Annotated in this window: 25 protein-coding genes; 18 read left to right on the top strand and 7 right to left on the bottom strand. The window is 66.0% G+C overall.

Features of this window, described 5'->3' with window-relative positions; all coding sequences use genetic code 11:
* Nucleotides 1-238 precede the first annotated feature (238 nt).
* The 4 genes from ASH04_RS18160 to ASH04_RS18145 are packed head-to-tail and all read left to right on the top strand — an operon-like array spanning nt 239 to nt 3768.
* Entirely contained in the window at nt 239-1075 is an 837-nt protein-coding gene (locus tag ASH04_RS18160; RefSeq protein ID WP_032372888.1) for a biotin--[acetyl-CoA-carboxylase] ligase, read from the top strand.
* A gap of 47 nt (nt 1076-1122) precedes the next feature.
* On the top strand, nt 1123-1722 hold the full coding sequence (locus ASH04_RS18155; protein WP_027496483.1) for a PH domain-containing protein: 600 nt from the start codon (nt 1123-1125) through the stop codon (nt 1720-1722).
* Between the two features lie 39 nt (nt 1723-1761).
* On the top strand, nt 1762-2442 hold the full coding sequence (locus ASH04_RS18150) for a response regulator transcription factor (RefSeq protein WP_027496484.1): 681 nt from the start codon (nt 1762-1764) through the stop codon (nt 2440-2442).
* A gap of 6 nt (nt 2443-2448) precedes the next feature.
* Entirely contained in the window at nt 2449-3768 is a 1320-nt protein-coding gene (locus ASH04_RS18145) for a sensor histidine kinase (protein ID WP_027496485.1), read from the top strand.
* Nucleotides 3769-3780: 12 nt separating this feature from the next.
* Here the strand turns inward: ASH04_RS18145 and ASH04_RS18140 are convergent, their stop codons facing one another.
* Entirely contained in the window at nt 3781-4335 is a 555-nt protein-coding gene (locus ASH04_RS18140; protein ID WP_032366285.1) for a GtrA family protein, read from the bottom strand.
* 167 nt (nt 4336-4502) lie between these two features.
* On the opposite strand from ASH04_RS18140, the gene ASH04_RS18135 reads away from it, so the two are divergent.
* Genes ASH04_RS18135 through ASH04_RS18125 form a run of 3 tightly spaced genes read left to right on the top strand, consistent with a single transcriptional unit; the run spans nt 4503 to nt 6647 of the window.
* A complete protein-coding gene (locus tag ASH04_RS18135) occupies nt 4503-5756 on the top strand; it encodes a 5-(carboxyamino)imidazole ribonucleotide synthase (RefSeq protein WP_027496486.1) in 1254 nt (417 codons plus the stop codon).
* The gene (purE, locus tag ASH04_RS18130; protein ID WP_027496487.1) at nt 5749-6261 is read left to right on the top strand and encodes a 5-(carboxyamino)imidazole ribonucleotide mutase; all 513 of its coding nucleotides are present in this window, start codon (nt 5749-5751) and stop codon (nt 6259-6261) included. Before ASH04_RS18135 ends, purE begins: the two co-directional genes overlap by 8 nt.
* On the top strand, nt 6258-6647 hold the full coding sequence (locus ASH04_RS18125; protein WP_057474151.1) for a hypothetical protein: 390 nt from the start codon (nt 6258-6260) through the stop codon (nt 6645-6647). The genes purE and ASH04_RS18125 overlap by 4 nt, the downstream gene beginning before the upstream one ends.
* A 9-nt stretch (nt 6648-6656) precedes the next feature.
* Here ASH04_RS18125 and ASH04_RS18120 read toward each other — a convergent pair whose 3' ends face one another.
* The gene (locus ASH04_RS18120) at nt 6657-7367 is read right to left on the bottom strand and encodes a TIGR03089 family protein (protein ID WP_057474150.1); all 711 of its coding nucleotides are present in this window, start codon (nt 7365-7367) and stop codon (nt 6657-6659) included.
* Nucleotides 7368-7422: 55 nt separating this feature from the next.
* On the bottom strand, nt 7423-8853 hold the full coding sequence (locus ASH04_RS18115; RefSeq protein ID WP_048320270.1) for an LCP family protein: 1431 nt from the start codon (nt 8851-8853) through the stop codon (nt 7423-7425).
* A 479-nt stretch (nt 8854-9332) separates the two neighbouring features.
* On the opposite strand from ASH04_RS18115, the gene rfbD reads away from it, so the two are divergent.
* The 3 genes from rfbD to ASH04_RS18095 are packed head-to-tail and all read left to right on the top strand — an operon-like array spanning nt 9333 to nt 12218.
* Nucleotides 9333-10184 carry a dTDP-4-dehydrorhamnose reductase gene (gene rfbD, locus ASH04_RS18105; protein WP_057474189.1) on the top strand — a complete coding sequence of 284 codons (852 nt, stop codon included), beginning with the start codon at nt 9333-9335 and terminating at the stop codon, nt 10182-10184.
* 38 nt (nt 10185-10222) lie between these two features.
* Nucleotides 10223-11134, top strand: coding sequence for a glycosyltransferase family 2 protein (locus tag ASH04_RS18100; RefSeq protein WP_027496493.1), 912 nt, complete (start codon nt 10223-10225; stop codon nt 11132-11134).
* Entirely contained in the window at nt 11124-12218 is a 1095-nt protein-coding gene (locus ASH04_RS18095) for a sugar phosphate nucleotidyltransferase (RefSeq protein WP_027496494.1), read from the top strand. Before ASH04_RS18100 ends, ASH04_RS18095 begins: the two co-directional genes overlap by 11 nt.
* A 40-nt stretch (nt 12219-12258) precedes the next feature.
* On the opposite strand, the gene ASH04_RS18090 is transcribed toward ASH04_RS18095, so the two are convergent.
* The 3 genes from ASH04_RS18090 to cofD are packed head-to-tail and all read right to left on the bottom strand — an operon-like array spanning nt 12259 to nt 15179.
* Complete coding sequence (locus tag ASH04_RS18090; RefSeq protein WP_057474148.1) at nt 12259-12807, bottom strand: NUDIX hydrolase; 549 nt, start codon at nt 12805-12807, stop codon at nt 12259-12261.
* Between the two features lie 6 nt (nt 12808-12813).
* Nucleotides 12814-14166 carry a coenzyme F420-0:L-glutamate ligase gene (locus tag ASH04_RS18085; RefSeq protein ID WP_032372885.1) on the bottom strand — a complete coding sequence of 451 codons (1353 nt, stop codon included), beginning with the start codon at nt 14164-14166 and terminating at the stop codon, nt 12814-12816.
* 23 nt (nt 14167-14189) lie between these two features.
* Nucleotides 14190-15179 carry a 2-phospho-L-lactate transferase gene (gene cofD / locus ASH04_RS18080; protein ID WP_032366289.1) on the bottom strand — a complete coding sequence of 330 codons (990 nt, stop codon included), beginning with the start codon at nt 15177-15179 and terminating at the stop codon, nt 14190-14192.
* A 778-nt stretch (nt 15180-15957) separates the two neighbouring features.
* Here cofD and ASH04_RS18075 point away from each other — a divergent pair.
* Nucleotides 15958-16191 carry a WhiB family transcriptional regulator gene (locus ASH04_RS18075; RefSeq protein WP_027496498.1) on the top strand — a complete coding sequence of 78 codons (234 nt, stop codon included), beginning with the start codon at nt 15958-15960 and terminating at the stop codon, nt 16189-16191.
* A gap of 43 nt (nt 16192-16234) precedes the next feature.
* Here the strand turns inward: ASH04_RS18075 and ASH04_RS18070 are convergent, their stop codons facing one another.
* Nucleotides 16235-16720: a metallopeptidase family protein gene (locus tag ASH04_RS18070; protein WP_027496499.1), complete on the bottom strand. Its 486-nt coding sequence runs from the start codon at nt 16718-16720 to the stop codon at nt 16235-16237.
* A 72-nt stretch (nt 16721-16792) separates the two neighbouring features.
* Between ASH04_RS18070 and ASH04_RS18065 the strand changes: the two genes are divergently transcribed.
* The 7 genes from ASH04_RS18065 to ahcY all read left to right on the top strand — a co-directional run bounded on the left by ASH04_RS18065 (nt 16793) and on the right by ahcY (nt 25897).
* Complete coding sequence (locus ASH04_RS18065; RefSeq protein WP_027496500.1) at nt 16793-17203, top strand: DUF3499 domain-containing protein; 411 nt, start codon at nt 16793-16795, stop codon at nt 17201-17203.
* Nucleotides 17204-17408: 205 nt separating this feature from the next.
* Entirely contained in the window at nt 17409-18791 is a 1383-nt protein-coding gene (locus ASH04_RS18060) for a phosphomannomutase/phosphoglucomutase (RefSeq protein ID WP_052053378.1), read from the top strand.
* 71 nt (nt 18792-18862) lie between these two features.
* Nucleotides 18863-20005, top strand: coding sequence for a hypothetical protein (locus ASH04_RS18055; RefSeq protein WP_057474147.1), 1143 nt, complete (start codon nt 18863-18865; stop codon nt 20003-20005).
* Nucleotides 20005-21240, top strand: a complete 1236-nt coding sequence (gene manA / locus ASH04_RS18050; RefSeq protein ID WP_032387167.1) for a mannose-6-phosphate isomerase, class I — start codon at nt 20005-20007, stop codon at nt 21238-21240. Before ASH04_RS18055 ends, manA begins: the two co-directional genes overlap by 1 nt.
* A 137-nt stretch (nt 21241-21377) precedes the next feature.
* Nucleotides 21378-22889 carry an amino acid permease gene (locus tag ASH04_RS18045; RefSeq protein WP_027496504.1) on the top strand — a complete coding sequence of 504 codons (1512 nt, stop codon included), beginning with the start codon at nt 21378-21380 and terminating at the stop codon, nt 22887-22889.
* Between the two features lie 299 nt (nt 22890-23188).
* Nucleotides 23189-24292, top strand: a complete 1104-nt coding sequence (locus ASH04_RS18040) for an alkane 1-monooxygenase (RefSeq protein WP_081371345.1) — start codon at nt 23189-23191, stop codon at nt 24290-24292.
* Nucleotides 24293-24412: 120 nt separating this feature from the next.
* Nucleotides 24413-25897: an adenosylhomocysteinase gene (ahcY, locus tag ASH04_RS18035; RefSeq protein WP_027496506.1), complete on the top strand. Its 1485-nt coding sequence runs from the start codon at nt 24413-24415 to the stop codon at nt 25895-25897.
* Nucleotides 25898-25903: the final 6 nt, after the last annotated feature.

Raw genomic sequence — 25903 nt, 5'->3', positions numbered from 1 at the left:
TGGACCCGCTCCACCGCCGCCTCACCCGACGGCATCTCCGCAGCCCCCAGACGTTTACGAAGATCGGCCAATTTACCCGCAGTGGTATGGATATCGGGTGCATCTGCCGACCCGGGTGCAGTGGAATCCTGGACGCTGGTCATGGGGCAACACTTTAACTGCGAGTGTGATCTGCGCCCCGACCGAGGGTGGTTCACGAGCCGACGTCGGTTGGCGCCGAACCCATATGCTGGTGGTCATGTGGACCAATCTGGATCGCCCACCGCTCGACGTCCGCGCACTCCGTCGAGCCTTGGTGGACGGACCGCAGGCCTCGTGGTCTCGGGTGGACGTGGTGACCGAGACCGGTTCGACCAATGCCGACCTCGTCGCTGCGGCGGCAGACCGTGCGGACCGGACGGCCTTGATCGCCGAACATCAGGGAAGCGGGCGGGGTAGGCACTCGCGTCCGTTCTCCGGTGCTCCGCGATCGCAGATATTGCTGTCGATGCTGCTGAAGTTCCCGGGGATCGACCCGGCGGTGCTGGGTTGGCTGCCGCTGATGACCGGCGTGGCTCTGGTCGATGCGCTGCGTACCGTGGCCGAGGTCGATGCGCGGTTGAAGTGGCCGAACGACGTTCTGATCGGCGGTAGGAAGGTCTCGGGCATTCTGGCCGAAGTAGCCGCCCATGGGCCGAGTCCGACGGTGGTCATCGGCCTGGGAGTGAACGTCTCGATGACCGAGGCCGAGCTCCCGGTGCCCACGGCGACGTCACTCGCGCTCGAACAGGCCGCGGTGCTCGATCGAGACACCCTGGTGCGTGCGATTCTGCGCGGGGTGGCCGCCGAGGTGGATTCGTGGCGGGATGCGCACTGGGATACCGAGGCGCTGGCGCACCGATACAGAGATCGGTGCGGCACCATCGGACAGCGAGTGCGTGTCGACCTGCCCGGCGGCGAGCACGAAGTGGGAACCGCTGTCGATGTGGACGAACACGGCCGGATCGTGATCGAGGTCGAACGTGCAGGCTCCGCATCGCCCTCGGTTCTCGCGGTGGCCGCCGGCGACGTCACTCATCTCCGACCTGTCTCGTGAGACCATCTTCACCCGGGCAGATCCGGCGCGAATAGTCAGGAGTGCACGTGGGTTACCCACAGGATGCGTTGGCCGACGAGGAAGAGCTATTGCTTCACCGTCACCCGCATTGGAAGATGTTGATCCTGCCGTCGATCACGTTCGTGCTCGCCACGGGTCTCGCCGGCGTCGCCCTCGGTGTCGCAGGTGCCCGACTCGAATCCACGGCCGCCGATGTGGCCACGATCGCCGCGCTGGTGGTGTGGGCAGCGATCGTCGGGTGGCGATGCCTGGTTCCGCTCGTGAGCTGGAAGTGCACTCACTTCATCGTCACCGATCGTCGGGTCCTCGTTCGGCAGGGTGTGCTCACGCATTCCGGAATCGACATCCCCATGAGCCGCATCAGCAACGTGCAATTTCGCCACGGGCTGCTGGACAGGATGCTCGGTACCGGCACCCTGATCATCGCGTCGGCGTCGGACGACCCACTCGAGTTCGACGACATTCCGCAGGTGCAACGCGTCCATTCGTTGCTCTACCAGCAAGTATTCGACTCCATGGACTTTCGTCGCGAGTCCGTTCACGATCGGGACCGAGCATTCGAGCCGATGGCCGACGATGCACCGGCCGAGTCCAAGCCCGGTTGGCGCGCGGGGAAACGCAGGTAACACAGGCTGTTCTCACATTCGAACCGTAGGGTTGCCGACGTGACCGATGTTCTGCTTGCCGAAGACGACGAAGCTATCGCCGCACCCCTCTCCCGTGCCCTCGGGCGCGAGGGCTACACCGTGACCGTCGAACAGACCGGGCCGGCCACGCTACAGCGTGCTCTCGACGGCAAGTTCGACTTGCTGATCCTGGACCTGGGGCTGCCCGGAATGGACGGCCTCGAAGTGTGCCGTCAGGTCCGCGCCAACCGGTCCGAGGTGGCCGTGTTGATGCTCACCGCGCGCACGGACGAGGTCGACTTCGTCGTCGGCCTCGACGCCGGTGCCGACGACTATGTGGGCAAGCCGTTCCGGCTCGCCGAGCTGATGGCTCGGGTTCGAGCGCTCCTGCGTCGACGCGGTGCCGGCGAGGACGTTCCGATCGAGGTCGGTGCAATTCGCCTCGAACCGGCCGCCCGACGGGTGCTCGTCGGAGGTACCGAGATCTCGCTGGCCAACAAGGAATACGAGTTGCTCAAGGTGCTGCTCGATCACGCCGGCCAGGTGGTCTCGCGGGAGGTCATCTTGCGCGAGGTGTGGGGCGACGCGGAGTTGCGCGGATCCAAGACACTCGACATGCACATGTCCTGGTTGCGCCGCAAGATCGGCGACGAAGGACCGGTGGCGGAGCGTCGCATCGCGACCGTTCGCGGTGTCGGATTCCGCATCAACAGCGACTAGTCGTCGATGCGGCGTCGAATCCTGGTCTCCATTCTCGCTGTCGTCATCATGACTGCCCTGCTGCTCGGGCTGCCGCTGATGTATACGGCCTGGCTGTGGGTCGAGGACTTCACTCGAAACGATCTGCAGGCACGCCTCGACCGAATGGCCGCAGAGATCATCTCGCAGGAGGGGTCGGCCGGACTGATCGAGGGTCAACTCGACATCGGTTCGCTGCGTCTGGCGATTCCGCAGGGTGGCCGCCTCGTCGTCATCTATCCGACGCCGGAGGACGCCGCGTCCCGCGCCGACATCGGGCAGGCATCCGTCCCCCGGCCACTAGTCGAATCTTTGTCGATGGGGACCTCGGGATCACTGCGGCTCGAAGTACCGTCCGACGACATGCGTTCACTGCAGCGGCAGGCGCTCGGAGCGGTGACTCTGGTGGTCCTGGCGTCCGCGCTGGCAGGAACCGTGGTGGCCGTGCTGACGGCCAAGCGACTGGCCGATCCGTTGCAGGACGTCGCGCGGCGGGCCGCCCGACTGGCCGAGGGCGACTTTCGGCCGGATCCGCGTCGGCACGGCATTGCCGAGCTGGACCGGGTGTCGGAGGTTCTCGACTCGGCCACCGTCGAGATCGCGGGCAGGCTGCAGCGCGAACACACGTTGGTTGCCGACGTCTCGCATCAACTTCGTAGCCGCCTGACCGCCGTTAGGCTGCGATTGGACGAGATCTCCACCCATCCGGACCCCGCGGTGGTCGACGAGGCGAACGAGGCGATGGATCAGGTCGATCGGTTGACCCTGGCCATCGACGAACTCGTCCGCTCCTCCCGCAGCGACGGAGCCGCCGATGCGCACGAGGTATCGGTCATCGAGGAACTGACCGGCACGGTGGTCGAATGGCAGCGAAATTTCGACGATGCAGGTCGGAGTCTGGTGCTCAAGGGCGACGCCGACCTCCAGGCGTCGGTGACCGGCTCACGTCTGCGCGAGGCCGTGTCGGTACTGGTCGACAACTCTCTGGTGCACGGCGACGGTGCCTGCACGGTTGCAGTGCGCGCCGTGTCCGCCGCCGAGGGGACCGACCGGCGGCGAGAGAAACTGGTCTGTGTCGAGGTGTCCGACGAGGGTCCAGGGGTGAGCAACGAACTGGCACCCCACATCTTCGACCGCGGATTCTCCGGAGCCGGTTCGACCGGAGTCGGTCTCGCGCTGGCCCGGGCCCTGATCGAGGCCGACGGCGGACGGTTGGAACTACAGCGCAGACGGCCGGCACTGTTCTCGGTGTTCCTGCCCGCTCGGCGCGAATCGTCGCCCGCGCTCTCGCGGCGCGAACCACGCTGACCGAACTGGGGGTCAGTCGAGCGCGTTCGATGCGTCGGTCGGATCCCCGTTGCGCTCGGCGTCCACTTCCAGGATGGTGCGCGCGTTGTCCTCGGGAAAAGCGAAGCGACGCAGCGCCCAGAAGCGGAACGCCATCTGGAGCAGGTTGCCGATGATGTAGTTCAGCACGAAGTCGATGACGACCACCATCGTCAGCGACTCGTTGGTGTCGCGGATGTCGAAGATGTTGTTCGCGATCCACAGCGGACCGGCGGCGATGAGCACTCCGATGCCGCTGATGGCGAAGAAGAGAAGCGCTTCGTGGTGGCGTTCGCGCCCGCCGCGGTGCTTGAAGGCCCACTCACGGTTGAGGAAATAGCTGAGCAGGGTGGCGAGCACGCCCGAGATGATCTTCGCGATCACCGGCTTCTGCTCGAGCACCGTCAGGCTCAGCGAGTAGAAGATGACGAGGTCGAACACCATCGTCGTACCGCCCACGATGGCGAACTTGATCAACTCGCTGTGCCGGATCGCAAGGTCCCTGATGGGCTTGGGTAAGCGCTGAAGCACGCTGTCGATCGTCGGCACAACGGTGAAGTCTACGAAACGAACGCCCGATCCGGCGAACCGACGCTCTGTTCATCAGCGTTTCCACAGTCTTGACGACAGTGTTTCCACGTTCTTCGCGACAACGACGACCGCCGTGCGACTGCCGGTTCGGCCCGAACCGGCAGGACATGACACCATGGTGAGCCGTGACAGGTACCGAACCGCGCCCCACCGCTGCGCGCCCGTCGTCGACCGGAATGCCCGTCGTGACGATGATCGGCGGAGGTCAGCTGGCCCGCATGACCCATCAGTCGGCCATCGAACTCGGCCAAACGCTGCGCGTGCTCGCCGCGGGCGCAGACGAGCCGGCGGCTCAGGTGAGCCCCGACGTCGTGTTCGGGCTGCACGACGACCTCGATGCGCTGCGCACGGCCGCGACCGGATCCAACGCCCTGACCTTCGACCACGAGCACGTGCCGACCGAGCACCTCGAGACCCTGGTCGCCGAGGGCGTCAACGTCCAGCCGCCACCGAGCGCGCTGATCTTCGCGCAGGACAAACTGCGCATGCGTCGAAAGCTCGAAGAGCTGGGGGCACCCGGACCGGCGTACGCGGAGGTGTCGTGGGCGCAGGACGCCATTGCGTTCGGTGACGAACACGGGTGGCCGGTCGTCCTCAAGGCGGTCCGCGGCGGCTACGACGGCCGCGGTGTCTGGATGCCCGCCGACGCCGAGGAAGCCGAAGAGATCGTCACTGCCCAGCTCGACCTCGGTGTGCCGCTCATGGTCGAGGAGAAGGTCGCCATGCGCCGCGAGTTGTCGGCGATGGTCGCGCGATCGCCGTTCGGTCAGGGTGCTGCGTGGCCCGTCGTACAGACCGTGCAACGACACGGACAATGCGCGGTGGTTCTGGCCCCGGCTCCCGACCTGGACGAGGACGTCGCCACGTACGCCGGTCGGCTGGCGCTCGATATCGCGGGCGCCCTCGGCGTCGTCGGAGACCTCGCGGTCGAGCTGTTCGAGACCACCTCGGGCAAGCTTCTGGTGAACGAGCTGGCCATGCGGCCGCACAACTCCGGTCACTGGACCATGGACGGCTGCCGCACCTCGCAGTTCGAGCAGCATCTGCGTGCAGTGCTCGACTACCCGCTGGGTGACACCGATCCACTGGCACCGTTGACGGTGATGGCGAACATCCTGGGTGCACCCGAAGCGCCGGAGATGACGATGGACGAACGCCTGCATCACCTGTTCGCCCGCATGCCCGACGCCAAGGTGCACCTGTATGGCAAAACCGAGCGGAAAGACCGCAAGATCGGCCACGTGAACATTCTGGGCGCGAGGTCCGGATCGCTCGGCGACCCGGCCTACGTGGCGGCCGTACGTGAACGAGCCGAACGTGCAGCGCATTGGATGTCGCACGCCGAATGGACCGACGGATGGGACCCGCATCATGACTGACGAATCCGGTACCGCCGTCGTAGGCCTGATCATGGGCAGCGATTCCGACTGGCCGACCATGGAGGCCGCTGCAGAAGCCTTGGCCGAGTTCGGTATTCGGTTCGAGGTCGGTGTCGTCTCGGCCCACCGAACCCCGCAGCGGATGCTCGACTATGCCCGCGAGGCCGCCGGTCGTGGCATCAAAGTGATCATCGCCGGTGCCGGGGGAGCGGCGCACCTGCCCGGCATGGTGGCGTCGGCGACGCCATTGCCGGTCATCGGGGTGCCGGTACCGCTGAAGTACCTCGACGGTATGGATTCGCTGCTCTCGATAGTGCAGATGCCCGCCGGCGTTCCCGTGGCCACGGTGTCCATCGGCGGTGCCCGCAACGCGGGGCTGCTCGCTGTACGGATTCTGGGTGCGTCCGATCCTGTTCTGCAGCAGCGGATGTCGGCCTTCCAGGCCTCTCTCGAGGCCATGGTGCTGGACAAGGACGCGGCACTGCGAACCACGCTGCTGGGATGAGTGCCGCGGCGTCGCGGCGCGAGCAGATTCGACGAGCCGGCCGCAGCAAGTGGCAGTCGGTGTCGGTGACCCGGCTGGCACTGCGCTACGCGCAGCTGTGGGGCGGAACGGCGCGTTTCGACGACGAGTTCTCGATCTTCGTGTGTTCCGGCCTGCGCGGCGGATTCGGCCGCGGCGGAACCACATTCGGTGGGGCCTACCTGACGGCGAACAACACCGCCCGTCGGGTGCTGCGGCACGAGGCGATTCACGCCGACCAGTGGGCGAGGTTCGGGCTGACCTTTCCGTTCCGCTACCTCGTCGAGGAAGCGCGTCACCGCGGCAGCGCCAATCGGTTCGAGATCCAAGCGGGACTCGCGGACGGCGGCTACCGCCCGTCCGGATGAGGCGACAAGTCAGTCGAGGGTCGTCGTGACCTTCTCGGTGTCGATGCGTCGTTCCTTCTTGCTCTCGTCGGAGTTGGCCACCTGTACCAACGACGCTCCGGCCGCGAGCACCGAGAGCAGTCCGTCGATCAACTCGTCGGCGGTGGTCCAGGATGCACTGGACAACACTCGATCCGCGGCCGAGAGAGAACGGGCCTCGGCGCGTTCTCTCGCTGCGGCGAGGACGTCGTCCACCGAGCGGCCGTCCAATGCCGCGGACCCGGATCCCGTTGCCCTGAAGTGGTCACCGTGTACGCGAACCGAGGTGGCGTAGTCGGTCATCCCGAGGGGCAGATCGGGGACTGCCTTACCGAAGGCATCGAGCGAGAGCGCCAGAACTTCGTCGACGTCGGGTGCGTCGTCGAGGCGGTCGCCGTGCACCAGCGCGAGATCCGCGGAGTCGTCTGCACTGAGCACCACCTCGCCGCCGGTCCACCAGATTCCCAGAAGTACGGCAGCGGTCTGCCAGTGCGCCGGCAACAGCACGCACACGCGCGCGCCCTGATCGAGTGCGAACTCGTCACGGAGCAAGTTGGCAGTCTTGGCCGCCCAATTCGCCAGTGTCACGGCGGACACCTCGACCCGCTCGCCGGTGGCATCGTCGTAGTACGTGATGCGGGGACCGGCCGGGTCTGCCGCCAGAATCGGCTCGAGCAGGGTTTGAGTCAGGTTCGAAGCCACACCACGACCCTAGTCGACGCCGACCCGCCCCGATTTCCACGCTGCGTTCGTACTGTCAGTTCACGCACATGGGGCCGGTGGAACCCGCGTCGATCGGTGCCGCAGGTTCCTCGGGGACTGCTGTACCCGCTTCGGGTGCCACGGTTTCGGCCGTCGCGGCCTGACCCGAGCCGGGGCCGGCGTAGTCGTCGGCGAGCACGACCCGTACGGCATCGGCCGGCATGGTGTCGTCGGCGGTGATCTGCAGGCCACCGAGTGCGGCCGACACGGCGCGAGCGGCGTCGCTGTCCACGTCGGCGGTCTGGATGCGGCTCGTGGAGATGGACGAGCCCTCGTAGTTGCCGATGGTGCCACCGACGTACCCCAGCGCCGTCAACGATCCGGCCACACCGTTGGCCAGACCTTCGATACCGCTGTCGTTCGCGACGTCCACCGTCACCGTCGACGGATCGACGGCCGGGGCATCCGAATTCTCGGCGTTGGTCTCGGCGGAGTTCCCGTCCTCGAGTAGTCCGGCGACGTATTTCTTCACTGCTGCCGGGTCGACCTGCACGATGGATTCGCCGTAGTCGGTCGTCGCATTGATGTCGACCGCGGGAATGGTCTCGAACTTGACCTTGCCACCGGCGAGATCCTGCAGGCGAGTGGCGAACTGCAGGATGTCCCAGTCCGAATCGAGGGTGACCGACCGCTGCACCGCGGTACTGAGCTGACCGAGCTTGCTCGGATTGCTCAACGTCTTGGCGCTCAGCACACTGCGTACGAGGGAGGCCATGAAGACTTGCTGGCGCACGATCCGGTCCAGGTCACCGCGGGGCAGATCGTGTCGTTGCCGGACGAAACTCAGCGCCTGCGAACCGGACAGGTTCTGCTCACCGGCGGCGAAGTTCGCACCCGACAGCGGCTCCTGCACCGGATTGTTCAGGCATACCGCTACTCCGCCGACGGCGTCGGTCAGCAGAACGAAACCGAGCAGGCCGACCTCTGCGTAGTGATCGACCGTGATACCGGTCAGGTTGGCGACGGAATCGATCAGCGCTTCGCGTCCGGCCTCGGTGGCCTGCGGTTCGGCGTCGGCATCGGAGACTCCCTGCTCGACCAGTTCGAGCCGTTTGTTCTCCTTGGTCGCTCCGTACGCGGCGTTGATCTTGGACATTCCGATCCCGGGCACCTCGACGTACGAGTCGCGCGGGATGGAGATGGCAGTGGCCGACGAGCCGTCGTTCGGGACACGGATCAACACGATCGTGTCCGTGTTCGACGCAACTTCCTCGCCTGCGTTGAGCGAGGCCAGTTCTTCCGGTGAGAGCGCGTTGCCGTGGGCGTCGGTGCGGCTGTCGGTGCCGACCATCAGGATGTCGACGGCACCGTCTGCTGCGCCGCCCAGACCGAGGCCACCCGCGGTGGCGATGTTCGACCGCAGACTGTCCACACTGCGCCACGCGAAGCCGGTCACCAACAGGACGAGTACCGACAACACGGCCACCGCAACGTGCGTCGCCGGCCAGCGACCGCCTGCGCCCGGTCGGCGGGGTGCCTCGCCTGCGTCCGGTCGTCGGTCGTCGCCTCGGGGCTCGCGCTGCGGTCGTCGTGTACGGCCGGCCGTGGTTCGTCGTTCGTCGCCGGCCGCGCCGCCTCGGCGATGCACGCCCGGTTCGCCGTCTGCGGAGGGACGTACAGGGCGATCCTGGGAGTCGCGCCCACGAGATGCACGAGGGTCGGTGTCACGGTCGCGTCGCTCGCCGCGCAGGCCGTCGCCGTCGGCTCGCCGCGAGGTGCGCCGGTGTGGTGGGGGTGTGCGCTCACCTCCGTGCGTGCCTGAATCTCGTGGCACCTTCGACCCTTTCCTCGTTTCCGGCAGGCATGGACACCCACCGACAGACGTTCACTCCCCCCGACTCGAAGGTTACTGGCGATCGGCCGTGCTCTCGCCGAACCGACCGCGGCGTGCCACACTTGGCAACCGTGAATGCGATCGTGGTGACCGGTGCACACGGCCAGTTGGGCCGACGGGTGGTCTCGCTCGCCGCCGAGCGTGATTCCGACGTCGAGGTGCACGGCTATTCGTCCGCCGACCTGGACATCACCGACCCCGATGCCGTGGACGCCGTGGTGACTGCGGGTGCGACCGTCGTCAACTGCGCCGCATACACCGCCGTCGATGCCGCCGAAACCGACGAGTCCAGGGCCATGGCCGTCAATGCCGACGGTCCTCGAAATCTCGCGCGGGCGTGCGGGCGTGTCGGTGCCCGACTGATTCACATTTCCACCGACTATGTGTTCGACGGCACAGCGACCGAGCCGTACGACGTCGACGCGGCGACCGCGCCGAAGTCCGTGTACGGACGCACCAAGTTGGCCGGGGAAACGGCGGTACGTGAGGAACTTCCCGAGGCCGTCATCGTGCGTACCGCATGGGTCTACGACAACACCGGCAAGAACTTCGTCACCACGATGCGAAGACTCGAAGGCGAGCGGGAGACCGTCTCGGTGGTCGACGACCAGATCGGATCGCCCACCTTCGCCCTCGACCTGGCCGCCGGTCTGCTCGAGATCGAAGCCGACGCGACGGTGACCGGCCGGACCCTTCACTTCACCAACGCCGGGCAGGCGAGCTGGTACGACCTCGCCCGGGCAGTGTTCTCGGGAATCGGTGCCGACCCCGACCGGGTGCGACCGTGTTCGAGCGCAGAGTACGTCGTCCCGGCACCTCGGCCCGCATACTCGGTGCTGTCACCGAATGCGTGGTCCGCAGCCGAGCTCGGTGCGCCCCGCCCCTGGTCCGAGGCTCTGACGGCGGCTCTTGCTCGGTCGTGATGCGGGATCGATGCTCGCCTCGGGCTAGTCTTGCCCGCGTGAGTTCCGACCTGGCCGTGGTGACGGTGACCTATTCCCCCGGCGAATACCTCGAGCAATTCCTGACGTCTCTACGCGAGGCCACGACTCGGCCCGTGCGAGTCATCATGGCCGACAACGGGTCGGTCGACGGCACTCCGGAAGCTGCCGAGGCGGCGTTCGCGGAAGCAGAATTGCTGCGTACCGGCGCCAACATCGGCTACGGCGCTGCCGTCAATCGGGCGATCGCCGCGGTCGACCCCGAGGTCGAATTCGTCGTCGTGGCCAATCCGGATGTCAGGTGGCACCCCGGGTCCCTGGACGGATTGCTCGACGCCGCGGCGCGATGGCCGCGCGCAGGTTCGCTGGGCCCACTCATTCGTGAGCCGGACGGGTCGCGATACCCGTCCGCGCGATCGGTGCCCGATCTGACGTCCGGGGCCGGCCACGCAATTCTCGGCAAGCTCTGGCCGACCAATCCGTGGACTCGGCGATACCGCCAGGAGAACGAGACGGTGTCCGAACGGCCGGTGGGATGGCTGTCGGGATCATGCCTGTTGCTTCGCCGCGCGGCGTTCGACTCCATCGACGGATTCGATTCGCGCTACTTCATGTACATGGAGGACGTGGACCTCGGCGACCGGCTCGGCAGGGCGGGTTGGCAGAACGTCTACGTACCCGAGGTCGAGGTCACGCACTCGAAAGGCCATGCGGCAGGACGGCATCCGGAAGTGATGCTGCCCGCACACCACACCAGCGCCTACCGATTCCAGGCCGACAGACACGACCGGGTGTGGCAGGCTCCACTACGATGGGCGCTGCGCGCGGGTCTCGGTCTTCGCTCGAAGGTCGTTGTGACTTCGGCGCTTCGGGCCCGAGCTCGTGAAGAACGACCGTCGGACGAGAGAACAGAGGCTGGACATGTCGGATAGTTCCCCATCGGTCGCCGCACGTACGGATGCAGTGATCTTGGTCGGCGGCAAGGGAACTCGACTGCGCCCGTTGACTCTGTCGGCACCGAAGCCGATGCTCCCGACTGCAGGACTCCCGTTTCTCACCCACCTGCTGGCCAGGATCAAGGCTGCGGGCATCGAACACGTGGTTCTCGGAACGTCGTTCAAAGCCGAAGTGTTCGAGCAACATTTCGGCGACGGGTCGGCGTTGGGCATCGAACTCGAGTACGTGTTCGAGACCGAGCCCATGGGCACCGGCGGCGGAATCAGAAACGTGTTGCCGCGACTGCGGGCAGACAACGTCATGGTGTTCAACGGTGACGTGTTGGGTGGTACCGATCTGACAGCAGTGCTCGATACGCACCGCACGACCGACGCGGACGTGACGTTGCATCTCGTTCGGGTCGGCGATCCCCGCGCGTTCGGTTGTGTACCGACCGACGAGAACGGCCGAGTCACCGCGTTTCTGGAGAAGACCCAGGATCCGCCGACCGACCAGATCAACGCCGGTTGCTACGTGTTCAAGCGTGAGATCATCGAGTCCATCGCAGCCGACCGGCCGGTGTCGGTGGAGCGAGAGGTGTTCCCTGCCTTGCTCGCCGAAAACAAGAAGGTCTACGGGCACGTCGACAGTGCGTACTGGCGCGACATGGGTACGCCGGAGGATTTCGTCAAGGGATCGGCCGACCTCGTTCGTGGGATTGCGCCGTCGCCCGCACTGCACGGAGATCGCGGTGAGTCCCTGGTTCACCCCGGAGCGGGTGTCGCGCCGGGCGCACTGCTGATCGGTGGAACCGTCGTCGGACGTGGTGCCGAGATCGGCGCAGGCGCTCGTCTCGACGGCGCGGTGGTGTTCGACGGTGCGATCGTCGAAGCGGGGGCCGTGGTCGAACGATCCATCCTGGGCTTCGGAGCCCGCATCGGACCGCGCGCACTCGTGCGTGACGCCGTCATCGGTGACGGTGCCGATATCGGAGCTCGGTGCGAGTTGCTGCGCGGCGCACGGGTATGGCCCGGAGTGAAGCTGCCCGACGGGGGAGTGCGCTTCTCCACCGACGTCTGATCGTCGTCCCGAGGGGCTGAGCGGGGCCGACCCGGGCGAATCAGCGATGCGCGGCGAGCGCGACGAGATGGTCGATGGTCTCGCGCTCGGCCGAGTCGGGTAGTTCGTCCACCGGCCACCAGCGCAGGTCCGTCGATTCCTCGCTGCGCACGGCGCGCGCGCCGTTCGGGGCGCGCGCCAGGAACCGCAGGTCCAGGTGCCGGGTCGGCTTACCCAGTGAGCACGTGATCGGGTGAGTGTGCGCCGAGAGCAACTCGGGATCGATCGACAGATCGGCAATTCCGGATTCTTCGGTCGCCTCGCGCAGCGCTGCGGCGACGACCGTCTCGTCCTCGGGTTCGCAGTGACCGCCCAGCTGAATCCACCGGCCCACCCGGGGATGCAGGGTCAGCAGAACGTGTCGTCCCGACGCGTCGAGTACCAGCGACGACGCCGTGATGTGGCCTGCCTCGTTCGCGCGAAGACACGCGTCGGGATTGCTGTGCAGAAAGGCGATCACGGTATGCCGAAGGGATTCGTCCCTGGAGTCGGTCGGTGCCCAACGATCGAGTGTCTCGGCCGCGGACTGCCACAGTGAGGAAGCGGACATCGTCGGTCAGAGCTCCACCAGCGAAGAACCGGGCGCGGCCGGATCTCGCACCGTCAGCGGCTCGCTGGGGTGTCCGATTGCGATGGCCCCCAATGCTTTCCAGTCCGCACGCAAGCCGAGCTCGGCGCGGACGGTATCGGCGGCGAAGATCGTCGAACCGATCCAGCAGCTCCCGAGATCGCGAACGGCCAGGGCGACGAGCAAACCCTGAACGGCGGCACCGACCGCCACGGTGAACATGGTGTCCTCCGCTGCGCGACGCCTCTCGTCGGGATAGGTGTGCGCCCCGTCCGGCACACAGAACGGAATCACGATTTCCGGCGCATCGAACAGAATGTCTCCACGGCTCAGCCTCGCGGCGATGCGGTCCTCGGTCAGCCCGTCGCCGGCCAGATCGGCTCGCCACTGCTCGCGCATGGTCTCGAGCAGTCGTCGACGCACCGCGGGCGTTCTGATCCAGACGAATCTGACGGGGTGGGTGTGATGCGGGGCGGGGGCGGTGAGGGCGTCCGCGACGGCGTCACGAATCGAGTCCGGGTCGACTGCGTCGGGGGAGAACGATCGAACCGACCGCCGGCGGAGCAGGGCCTCACGTCGACCACGTTCGAGTGCCTCGGCGGTTCCCAGCCAGAACAGATCGTCTTCGCCGCCGCGCAGCAGCGTGGCGGCGGTGGAGCCGTCGTCGACCGGTGACAGGCCGCGGACGACGGCTATCGGAACGCCACCCAGCTTGCCCTTCACGAGATCGCCTGCCGCAGCGAGCTCGTCGGCGATGGCGACTTCGGTGACGATCAGTTCGTTGCCCTGGCCGTCTTCTGCCCCGGCGTATCGATGGACGACCGCCAGGCCGGCAGACCCGATCGCGGCATCGGTCTGACCGATCCGCCAGGCCCGGCCCATCGTGTCGGTGATCACGACAGCCACGGTGACTCCGGCCGACTCGTGCAGTGCTCGCCGAAGAGTCGCCGCGCTGGCGTCGGGATTCTCCGGGAGCAGCGCCAGTTCGCTGCCGTCGACGTTGGACCCGTCGATACCCGACGCGGCTTGCACGATGCCGAGGCGGTTCTCGGTGATGAGTGTCCGGCCTTTTCGGGCGACGACGCGAACGGCCTCCTGATCGACGAGGACCCGGCGGGCTGCGTCCCGCTCCTCGGGGTCCTGCGGTGCGGGCACCAGACGTCCCTCGACCTTGGAGACGATCTTGCTGGTGACCACGAGGACGTCTCCGTCGCGCAGCCAGGGCGCTCGGTCGACGATCGCTGCGGCGAGATCGTCGCCCGGACGAAACTCGGGAAGTCCCGTGACCGGCAGGATTTCGATCGATCCGCCCGGTGCGTGGTCACCGGGAGCCTCCGGCATCGATGCCACCTCGCGTGGGGCGGTCACAGTTCGAGTCCGGCTGCGCGCAGGGCGGTGCGGGCCATCACCGCTGTGGTCTCCGGGTCGGTCATCAGCAACGGAATCGACTGCACGTCGACTCCGTCGACCACCGCCGAGTCGGTGCTGTGCACCAGCCAGGCGTCGAGAATGCCGGTGCCGCTTCGGCTTCCGTAGAGGCGGCCGACGGCCTCGGCCGTCGTCTCGACGCCGATGACCGAGAGGCACTCGTCTGCCATGCCGCGCAACGGTTTACCGTCCACCACCGGGGACAGGCCGACGACCTTGGCGGCGGTGGTGCGGAGTGCGCCGCGGATGCCGGGTACGGCAAGAATTGCGCCGACACTGACCACCGGGTTGGACGGGGCCAGGATCACCGCGTCGGCCTCGGCGATCGCTTCGGCGACTCCCGGTGCGGCAGTGGCCTGTTCGGCACCGATATGAGCGAAACTGTGCGTGGGAATCTGCGCGCGGTAGCGAACCCACCACTCCTGGAAGTGGATCGCGCGTTGTTGCTCGCCGCTGGGGTCGTCGGGGTCGGTGACCACGACGTGTGTTTCCGAGCGGTCGTCGGTGACCGGCAGCAATCGGACGCCGGGCTGCCATCGGTTGCACAGTGCCTCGGTGACGGCCGACAGCGGAAATCCGGTGCGCAGCATGCGACTGCGGATCAAGTGCGTGGCGATGTCCCTGTCGCCGAGGCCGAACCAGTCGGGATCTGCTCCGTAGGCGGCCAACTCGTCGCGGGCGTTCCATGTCTCCGCGACCCGGCCCCAGCCTCGCTCGGTGTCGATTCCGTTTCCGAGGGTGTACATGCACGTGTCGAGATCCGGGCAGATGCGAAGGCCGTGCATCCAGACGTCGTCGCCGACGTTGACCACCGCCGTGATCTCGTTCTCGGGTTCGTCGCCGAGAAGGGAGTCGCCGAACAGGGATTTGAGCCCCTGGAGGAACCGTGCGCCACCGACGCCACCGACCAGAACAGTAACTTTCACAACATGCGAGCCTAGTGCGGTTGTCGTCCGCCCGGGTGAGCGCCCACCCGGACCGTCCGCGGGGCCGGGATCCGAGCCCGAGAACCGCCGCGACACGCACGGGACGCGCTCCGATTCGGGGAGACAGCCGATTTCGGGCATGGGATGGTATTGGATTTGTGCGATCGGCTTGACCGCGACACACCTGTACGTGTCTAATCACAGGTATGTCATTCAGCGTTCGCGGCACGAGTTCGACTGCAGCGAACCTGGTTTCGAACACTCGTTCCCTTCCTGTTCGTCCCTGAGTGGACGTGGAGTAGAGGTCGAGAGTTGGACGGGTGGAGAGCCGGCTCGGACGTACCAGCTCGATCGAATACCGGCGCGGGGCAAGGTATTCGAGATTACGAGGACCGAAAGTATCTGCGCTACCACAGGTGAGGAGGCGGAAGCGATGTATGACCAGCACGTGACACGTGATCAGCGGGGCGGACCCACTGCACACCTCAGCGCTGTCGACGACGCGCCGCAAACCGAGTCCGATTCCGGCGTGGATTCGAGCGTCTCCGTCGACGCCGGTTCTGCGTACGTGACCCCGTCGAACGATGCAGTCGACGGCGAACTCTCGAGTGACGCCGTGCAAATCGATCAGGACATCGACAGCCCCGACGTCGACAGCCCGGATGTCGACGACGTCGATAACGACGACTCGGACAACGACGCCGATTCGATGCCGTTCGTGGCCGAATCGGTTCCACCCGCCAAGCCGTTCCTGAGTCTCGTGGCGGGTTTCGACGAGATGTTCGAGGAGATCGAGGATCAGTGGCAAGAGCGCGCCCTGTGCGCTCAGACCGATCCCGAAGCCTTCTTTCCCGAAAAGGGCGGCTCCACCCGCGAAGCGAAGCGAATCTGCCTCGGCTGCGAGGTCAAGGACGAGTGCCTCGAATACGCTCTCGCCAACGACGAGCGATTCGGAATCTGGGGCGGACTGTCCGAGCGTGAGCGTCGTCGGCTCAAGCGCGGGATCGGCTGAGCCGAACGCGCTCAGGAGGATCCACCCACGAGCCGACGCTGCATCACGGCTCGGCGCTGGCGGGGTCCACCTCGTCTGGATCGATCCCCAAATACGTCGCTACCTGCTCGACCAGGACCTCGAACAGTAGGTCCTCCAAATCTTCCGGATGCTTGGCGCGCCGCTCGAGCGGACGCCGGAACAGCACCACACGGGCGCGTGTCGTCTCTCCGCGCTTGTCGATCCCTGCGGGGACCAGTCGCGACAGGGGTACCGGTCCTTCTGCGACCACCTCGGGCGGCCACGTGACCGATTCCGGGTCCAACGCCCTGATCTTGGGCACGTCGTCGACGGCGATGTCGAGCTTCGAGAGCTTGTCGTGCCACCGGTGGTCGATGCGCGCGAACGCGTCGAGTACCAGCCGGTCGAACTTCTCTGCACGTGATCGCCGGGCAGGTAGGTCCTCGGGCAGCACTGGTCCGCGGATGCCGCGGCCGTGCCGCGCAACGGACCGCGACGTGATCCTGCGCGCGGAAGAGAACTGAGGCATGGGGGCAGGTTATCGCGGCTGTCCGGTGTGTCGGTCGTTCGGTCGGTTGCACGTACCGGATACTCTGCACTCGTGAGATCACTGCGTGGCTGCTGCAGGCCTGGTTGCAACCGTTCTGCCGTTGCGACGCTCACATATGTCTACTCCGACTCCACTGCGGTCGTAGGTCCGCTGGCCACCGTGGACGAGCCGCACTCCTGGGACCTGTGCGAGGTCCATGCCTCGACGACCACGGCACCCAAGGGCTGGGAGCTCGTGCGGTACGAGGGTGGTTACTCGACGTCGACCCCCGACGAGGACGATCTGACCGCGCTGGCCGAGGCCGTACGCGAAGCCGGTCGGGGAGACCGGACGCGCTCCGAGGAGCGAGACAGCGGTGACCGGTCGCCCGCCCGCCACCAGGACACCGAGCGACGGGCCACGCCTGCCGTCCGAACCGGCCGGCGTGGACACCTCAGAGTTCTACCCGATCCCACGTCCTAGACCCCCTGCGCAGAACGCCGCGGCGGGGCTATGCGCCGCGTCCGCCCGAATGAACGACGGGTCGACTGGCCCGCCCACCGGGCGTCTGGCAAGGTTTGCACCAGTACCGAAACGGACAAGCCGGTCTGCCGAGCTTCGGTGTTGATCGCCCCGTACCCAACGCTGGATGTCCGACGCCGGACGACCGACAATCAGGAGAATCTTCGTGGCCCGAACCGCAGAGTCCGTCAACGCCGTCATCAAGGCCTACGACGTCCGTGGCGTCGTAGGTGAGCAGATCGACGAGGCGTTCGTCCGAGACGTCGGTGCATCGTTCGCCCGGTTGGTACGCGACGAGGAGGGCGCGGCGCGGACCGTCGTCGTCGGACACGACATGCGCGACTCCTCGCCGGGCCTGTCCCGCGCTTTCGCGGACGGCGTCACCGCGCAGGGACTCGACGTCGTGCACATCGGTCTCGCCTCGACAGATCAGCTCTACTTCGCGTCGGGCCTGCTCGAATGCCCCGGTGCCATGTTCACCGCAAGCCACAATCCGGCGAAGTACAACGGAATCAAGCTGTGCCGCGCCGGTGCCAAGCCGGTGGGACAGGACACCGGGCTGGCCACGATCAAGTCGGAACTGATCGACGGCGTGCCGGACTTCGACGGCCCGGCCGGTACGGCAACGTCGCGAGACGTGTTGACCGACTACGCCGGGTTCGTTCGCGACCTGGTCGATCTTTCCGGCATCGGATCCATGAAGATCGCCGTCGACGCGGGTAACGGCATGGGCGGGCACACGGTCCCCGCGGTGTTCGCTCCGCTCCCGGTGACGATCGAACCGTTGTTCTTCGAACTCGACGGCAGCTTCCCCAATCACGAGGCCAACCCACTGGATCCGGCGAACCTGGTGGATCTGCAGCGCTTCGTTGTCGAGACCGGTGCCGACATCGGGCTCGCGTTCGACGGAGACGCCGACCGGTGCTTCGTCGTCGACGAGAAGGGCGATCCGGTCTCGCCGTCGGCCGTGACCTGCTTGGTGGCAGAACGCGAGCTGGCCAAGGAGCCCGGTGCGTCGATCATTCACAATCTCATCACCTCGCGTGCGGTGCCGGAGCTGGTCACCGAGCTCGGCGGCAAGCCTGTCCGCACCCGAGTGGGGCATTCGTTCATCAAGCAGCAGATGGCCGATACCGGTGCGATCTTCGGCGGAGAACATTCCGCGCACTACTACTTCCGCGATTTCTGGGGTGCCGATTCCGGCATGCTCGCCGCGCTGCACGTTCTCGCTGCCCTCGGCGCACAGGATCGACCGCTCTCGGAGATGATGGCCTCGTACGAGACGTACAGCGCGTCGGGTGAGATCAACTCGACGGTCGACGACGCAGCCGAGCGCACCCAGGCCGTGCTCGACGCGTTCGCCGATCGGACCACCGGAATCGACCGTCTCGACGGCGTGACCGTCGACCTCGAGGGTGGTGCATGGTTCAACTTGCGTGCGTCCAACACCGAGCCTCTGTTGAGACTCAATGTCGAGGCGCGCACCCGCACCGAGGTCGACGCGTTGTCGACCGAGATATTGAGCATCGTTCGCTCCGGACTGGAATAGTGGTTACCTAGAGTTCACAAGTGGGTATGCAGGCATTTCGAGTCGGTGACGTAAGGGAAGGTGCCGAGGTCATGAGGGCAGTGACGTCTCTGGTCGATCTCGACGACGCCGGCGCGATCGTGGCCGCCGATCGGGAGGGCGCGCTCCGCAGCGCCGCGCTCGCGGGTGCTCAAGTACGCGCCGTAGCCACTGCGGTCGAAGAGTCGGTGCTGGCGCGCCTGGCCGACCTGCGACCTCGCAGCGTGGTGATCGTGACCGGCGACGGCCGCAGCAGTCGTGCGGCGTCTCTGCTTGTCGCTGCTCTCGGAAACCATTTGGGCGTTCCCCTGGTTCGTAGTACCGGAACTCCGCCGTGGATCGGGCCACTGGATGTCGTCGTGGTGGCCGGCGACGATGCAGGCGATCCTCGTCTGGCCGAATCGGTCGACGCGGCAGCACGGCGCGGCGCGGAGGTCGTCGTCGTGGCACCGGAAGAGGGTCCCCTGCGTGCCGTGCGCGGTGCCAGGGTCATGTGGTTGCCGCCGCGCATAGCGGTGCGTGACCACAATGCGCTGATGCGCTACCTTGCGGCGTTCGTGGCCGTCCTCGGCGCGGTTGCCGGTGGTTCGTGGAAGGCGCTGCTGCCCAACCTTTCTCGGCTCGCAGATCTGCTCGATGCCGAGGCTGTGCGCAACAGCCCGTCCAACGAGGTGTTCCACAACCCGGCCAAAGCGCTTGCCAGTGGGTTCAGCGGCAAACGTGTGGTGCTCAGCGGTGCCGGGCCGGCTGCCGTCGAGGTGGCGCGGCACGGTAGCGAGGTGTTGCTGCGGGTGGCCGGTCTGATCGTGGCTGCGGGTGAGCTCGGCGATGTCATTGCTGCGTCCATCCGTGCGTCCATGGTCGAGTCATCGGGGCCGGTCAGCACCTTCGACTCGATCTTCCACGACGAGGAGCTCGACGGACCGGCTCCCGAACAGCCGATGCGGATATTCGTCCTGGCGTCCGAATCCGATCGCGCGCTCGCTGAACGACGCATTGCCGGTGTTCCGAATTCCGAACTGGTACTGACCGAGTCCGGTGAGGCGGCGTCGGGCGGGGAGTTCGTGAGTTCGGGTTTCGAGGCCCGCGCGGCGTCACCCGATCCGGTTACACTCTCGATGCTCGACACGATGTCGGTGTTGGCAACGCGGTTGGACACCACTGCCGCGTACTTGTCGTTGATGGGCGGTAGCTAGTGCAACTCCTGCGAGGCGCAGTCCGGTCCTACGCTTGGGGTTCGCGCACTGCTCTGGCTCGTATCCAGGGTAGGCCGGTACCGTCCGATCATCCCGAGGCGGAGATCTGGCTGGGTGCACACCCGGCCGATTCTGCGCACGTGGTTCACGAGGGTGGCAGCACGCCGTTGCTCACCCTCATCGACGGAGATCCGGAAACACAGTTGGGCGGCTCTGCAGCGGACTTCTCATCGCGGCTGCCGTACCTGCTGAAATTGCTTGCCGCAGAAGAACCTCTGTCGTTGCAGGCACATCCGAGCAGCGCGCAGGCGCGCGAGGGCTTCGCTCGGGAGAATGCCGCAGGCGTCGCGATCGATTCCCCGGTGCGCAATTACCGGGACGCCAATCACAAGCCCGAGCTGATCGTGGCACTCACCGAATTCGAGGCACTGGCAGGGTTTCGGCAACCGGCCGAGACGGTCGAGTTTCTCGATGCGTTGGCCGTGCCGTCCCTCGCGGGGTATCGCACGTTGCTCGCCGCTCAGCCCGACGCGTCGGGCCTCCGGACGGTGTTCACCTCGTGGATCACGTTGCCCGGGCAGTCCCTGGACGACCTGTTGCCTGCGGTCGCCCAGGGCTGCATCGATTATCTGTCGGGGCCCGCCCGCGCCGACGGCGGTCGATTCGCCGCCGAGGCACGGACGTTGCTCGAGCTGGGGGAGTCGTATCCCGGTGATGCCGGAGTACTGGCGGCCTTACTGCTCAATCGGGTCACCCTGACTCCCGGCCAGGGCCTGTACCTGGATGCGGGCAATCTCCATGCGTACCTGCGTGGAACCGGTGTGGAGATCATGGCCAACTCCGACAACGTTCTGCGTGGAGGGTTGACGCCCAAGCACGTCGACGTGCCGGAGTTGTTGCGCGTGCTGGATTTCGAGCCCGCCGACATCTCTCCGATCACGCCGGGTGAGAACGATCGGCCCACCTACCGGTACCCGACGCCGGCCCCGGAATTCGTCCTCAGCCGGACGGCGGTCGGTCCGGGGGAGACCGTCGAGATCCCTGGAACCGGTCCGCGAATTCTGTTGTGCACCAGCGGTTCGGTGCTGGCAACGACCGGTGACACACACGCGGGGCTCACCGTGCCCCAGGGTAGTTCGGCGTGGATTCCCGCTGCCGACCGATCCGTCACCGTCACCGCGGACTCCGACGGTGCCGAAGTGTTCGTGGCGGCGGTCGGATCATTGCAGTCGTAAGGCGCGGCAAGTCGAGTGGCCGAAGTGTCCGACACGGGTGCCCGCTACCAATAAGGTGATGTCACAGTGAATTCTGGGACGGGTGGGTCCGATCGGATCGGCCGTCTGCAGAAGCGACGTGGCGATACGGAGGTCCGATGACCAAGGCAGACCGGCCCAGGAAGCCCCCGCGTACGACGGGGTGGTTCCGGACCAAGTCGATCGAACAATCGATCAAGGACACCGACGAACCGGACACCAAGTTGCGCAAGGAGCTCGGTTCGTGGGATCTGACCGTGTTCGGTGTCGCGGTGGCGGTCGGAGCCGGCATTTTCACGCTGACGGCGAGGACTGCCGGAAACGTTGCCGGACCGGCTGTTTCGGTGGCGTTCGTGTTGGCGGCCATCGCCTGCGGGCTCGCTGCGCTCTGTTATGCCGAGTTCGCCTCCACGGTTCCGGTCGCCGGTAGTGCTTACACGTTCTCCTACGCCGCATTCGGAGAGTTCATCGCCTGGATCATCGGCTGGGATCTGATCCTCGAATTCGGACTCGCCGCGGCGGTGGTGGCGAAGGCCTGGTCGCTCTACCTGGGAGACCTGCTCGGCACGTCGGCCCCGGTACTGCAGATCGGTTCGCTGAATTTCGACTGGGGCGCACTGCTCATCGTGGTGGTGTTGACGGTTCTCATCGCCTCGGGAACCAAGTTGTCCTCGCGCGTGTCGTTGGTGATCACAGCCATCAAGGTGATCGTGGTGCTGTTCGTCGTCGTGCTCGGTGCGTTCTACATCAAGGTCGCCAACTACGACCCGTACATTCCGCCGTCCGAGCCCGCGTCCACGGGTGAGGGGCTTCATCAGTCCTTGTTCTCCTTCGTCACCGGTGCGGGCGGTAGCACCTTCGGTTGGTACGGACTGCTGGCGGCGGCGTCGCTGGTGTTCTTCGCGTTCATCGGCTTCGACGTGGTCGCGACCACGGCCGAGGAGACGAAGGAGCCGCAGAAGGCATTGCCGCGCGGCATCCTCGGATCCTTGGCCATCGTGACCGTGCTCTACGTGGCGGTGACCTTGGTGCTGACCGGGATGGTCAAGTACACGGATCTGGCCGGCGACAGTGCCACGCTGGCAACGGCGTTCGAGCTGAACGGGCTGACGTGGGCCAAGAACATCATTTCGTTCGGCGCACTGGCCGGTCTGACGACGGTGGTCATGGTTCTCATGCTGGGGCAGACTCGCGTCCTGTTCGCCATGTCGCGAGACGGCCTGGTGCCGCGCGGTCTGGCCCACACCGGAAAGAAGGGCACGCCGGTTCGGACGACGATCCTGGTCGGTGTGGTGGTCGGACTGCTCGCCGCGTTCGTCCCTCTCGGCACGCTCGAGGAGATGGTCAACATCGGCACGCTGTTCGCCTTCGTTCTGGTGTCGGCCGGTGTGCTCGTCCTCCGCAAGACGCGTCCCGATCTCGAGCGCGGGTTCCGCGTGCCCTGGGTTCCGCTGGTTCCGATCCTGGCAGTGGCCGCATGCCTGTGGCTGATGCTCAACCTGTCGGTCGAGACGTGGTTGCGGTTCCTGGTGTGGATGGCAGCTGGTGTCGTCATCTACGTGCTGTACGGTCGCCGCCATTCGGTGATGGGTCTGCGCGAGGCGAAGAAAGTCGAGTCGCGACCCGAGTGAGACGCGGCCGAGTCGTCTTGCGAGGCCGGCCCCGACCGTCGATTGTGCGGGCGGGGCCGGTTTTCTCGGATCCGACGTGTCCGGGGTATGCGTCACACCCCTCGGTCCGAACGCCCGGCATGTTATACCCTCGAAAACAAACTGATAGGACCGCAAACATTCGGTGAGAGGGTGTGGCAACTGTGAGCGTGGACGGCCGGATCACCTCATCGGACGATTCGGGTGTCGCTTTCGGGGAGCGGAATTCGGCCGGGGCTGCACCTGCGGTTCGGCGGTGGGACAACAAGCGCTACCTGTGGATGCTGGGTCTGCTGGCACCGGCATCGGCACTGTTGCCGTCCCAATTGGTGTACTGGACCGGCATGCCGGTGTTCTGGTGGAGCGGCGTCCTGGTGTTCTTCGTGATCATTCCGATCATCGATCTGCTCGCGGGCGAGGACGGTCACAACCCGGACGCGTCTGCGGCCGACAAGCTGCAGAACGACCGTTATTACCGCTGGTGCACCTACCTGTTCCTGCCCATCCAATTCATCGGTCTGATCGTCGCCTGCTGGATGTGGGCGTACGGAGGTCTGAGCGTGGTGGACAAGATCGGGCTCGCGGTGACGGTGGGCCTGGTCGCGGGAACCGGAATCAACGCCGCCCACGAGCTGGGCCACCGCGTCGAGCAGCACGAACGCTGGTTGGCGAAGGTGGCCTTGTCGCAAACCCTGTACGGACACTTCTTCGTCGAGCACAACCGCGGTCACCACGTGCGGGTGGCCACTCCGGAGGATCCGGCCAGTGCCCGGCTGGGAGAGAGCGTGTGGACGTTCGTGCCGCGCAGCGCTGTTCTCGGGCTGGCCTCGGCCTGGAAGCTCGAGGCTCGGCGGCTGCGTCGCAAGGGCCACTCCGTGTTTCACCCGTCGAACGCTCTGTTGCACACGTGGCTGCTCAGCGCCGTTCTCTTCGTCACGCTGATGGTCGTCTTCGGCTGGGCGATCGCGCCGTATCTGCTGATACAAGCCGTCGTGGGATTCGTGCTCCTGGAGATGGTGAACTACGTGGAGCACTACGCACTGCTGCGCGAGACGAACGAGCGAGGCAGATACGTGCGATGCGCACCGCGGCACAGTTGGAACAGCGACCGGCTGTGCACCAACATCTTTCTCTACCACCTGCAGCGACACAGCGATCATCATGCCAATCCGGGGAAGCGATACCAGACTCTGCTCTCGTGCGACGAGGCCCCGCAATTGCCCGCCGGGTACGCGACGATGGTTCTACTGGCAGCGGTACCGCCGCTGTGGCGTCGGGTGATGGACCCGCGGGTGCTCGACCACTACGACGGTGATCTCGTCCGGGCCAACATTCTGCCCCGAAAGCGCGAACGGATTCTGGCGCGAGCCCAGCAACACGGGTGACCGCGGGACCACTCGACGAGCCGTCTGAAGGGCATCGGACCGATTCGCCGGGCAGACGGTCGCCGCGCGCCGCGACCCGATAGCCTGGACGAAGACATTCAAGTCAACAGGAGAGGCAAGATGACGACCTCAGTTACGTCAGGATCGGCACTCACCGTGGAACACCGCGGTGGAATCGACTTCAAGGTCGCAGACCTGTCACTCGCAGAATTCGGCCGCAAGGAAATACGGCTGGCAGAGCACGAGATGCCCGGCCTGATCGCGCTTCGTCGCGAGTACGCCGACGTTCAGCCGCTCAAGGGCGCACGAGTATCCGGATCGCTGCACATGACGGTGCAGACCGCCGTGTTGATCGAGACGCTGGTGGCACTCGGTGCCGAGGTGCGTTGGGCCTCGTGCAACATCTTCTCCACCCAGGATCACGCTGCAGCGGCCGTCGTCGTAGGCCCGTACGGCACCGTCGAAGAGCCCAAGGGCGTTCCGGTGTTCGCCTGGAAGGGTGAGACCCTCGAGGAGTACTGGTGGGCCGCCGAGCAGATGCTCACCTGGCCCGAGCAGCCTGCCAACATGATCCTCGACGACGGCGGTGACGCCACGATGCTGGTGCTGCGCGGCGCTCAGTTCGAGAAGGCAGGCGTCGTTCCGCCGACCGACGACGACCAGGATTCCGACGAGTACAAGGTGTTCCTCGGCCTGCTGCGTCGCTCCCTCGAGGCGTCGACGACCAAGTGGACCGAGATTGCCGCATCCGTGCAGGGTGTCACCGAGGAGACCACGACCGGTGTGCTGCGGTTGTACCAGTTCGCTGCTGCCGGCGAGCTGTCGTTCCCGGCCATCAACGTCAACGACTCGGTCACCAAGAGCAAGTTCGACAACAAGTACGGCACTCGCCATTCGCTGATCGACGGCATCAACCGTGGCACCGACGTTCTCATCGGCGGCAAGGCCGTGCTGGTCTGTGGCTACGGAGACGTGGGCAAGGGCTGCGCCGAGGCACTCAAGGGCCAGGGCGCTCGCGTGACGGTCACCGAAGCAGATCCCATCAACGCCCTGCAGGCACTGATGGACGGCTTCGACGTGCGCACGGTCGACGAGTTCATCGAGCAGGCCGACATCGTGATCACCTCGACGGGCAACCTGAAGATCATCACGTTCGAGCACATGCGCAAGATGAAGCACCAGGCGATCCTGGGCAACATCGGCCACTTCGACAACGAGATCGACATGGCCGGCCTCGAGAAGGCTGCCGACGTCACGCGGATCAACATCAAGCCGCAGGTCGACGAGTTCCAGTTCAAGGACGGGCACTCGATCATCGTGCTGTCCGAGGGCCGTTTGCTGAACCTCGGCAACGCCACCGGTCACCCGTCGTTCGTCATGAGCAACAGCTTCTCCAACCAGGTCATCGCGCAGATCGAACTGTGGACCAAGCCGAGTGAGTACGACAACGAGGTCTACCGGTTGCCCAAGCACCTCGACGAGAAGGTTGCTCGCATCCACGTCGAAGCGCTGGGCGGCTCGATCACCAAGCTCACGAAGGAGCAGGCCGAGTACATCGGCGTCGACGTCGAGGGCCCGTACAAGCCCGAGCACTACCGCTACTGACCGAGA

It is taken from the genome of Rhodococcus sp. Leaf233, from assembly GCF_001426165.1.
GTDB lineage: Bacteria > Actinomycetota > Actinomycetes > Mycobacteriales > Mycobacteriaceae > Rhodococcoides > Rhodococcoides fascians.
The sequence above is the reverse complement of the archived record's forward strand: the minus strand, read 5'-3'. Positions and strand labels throughout refer to the sequence as shown.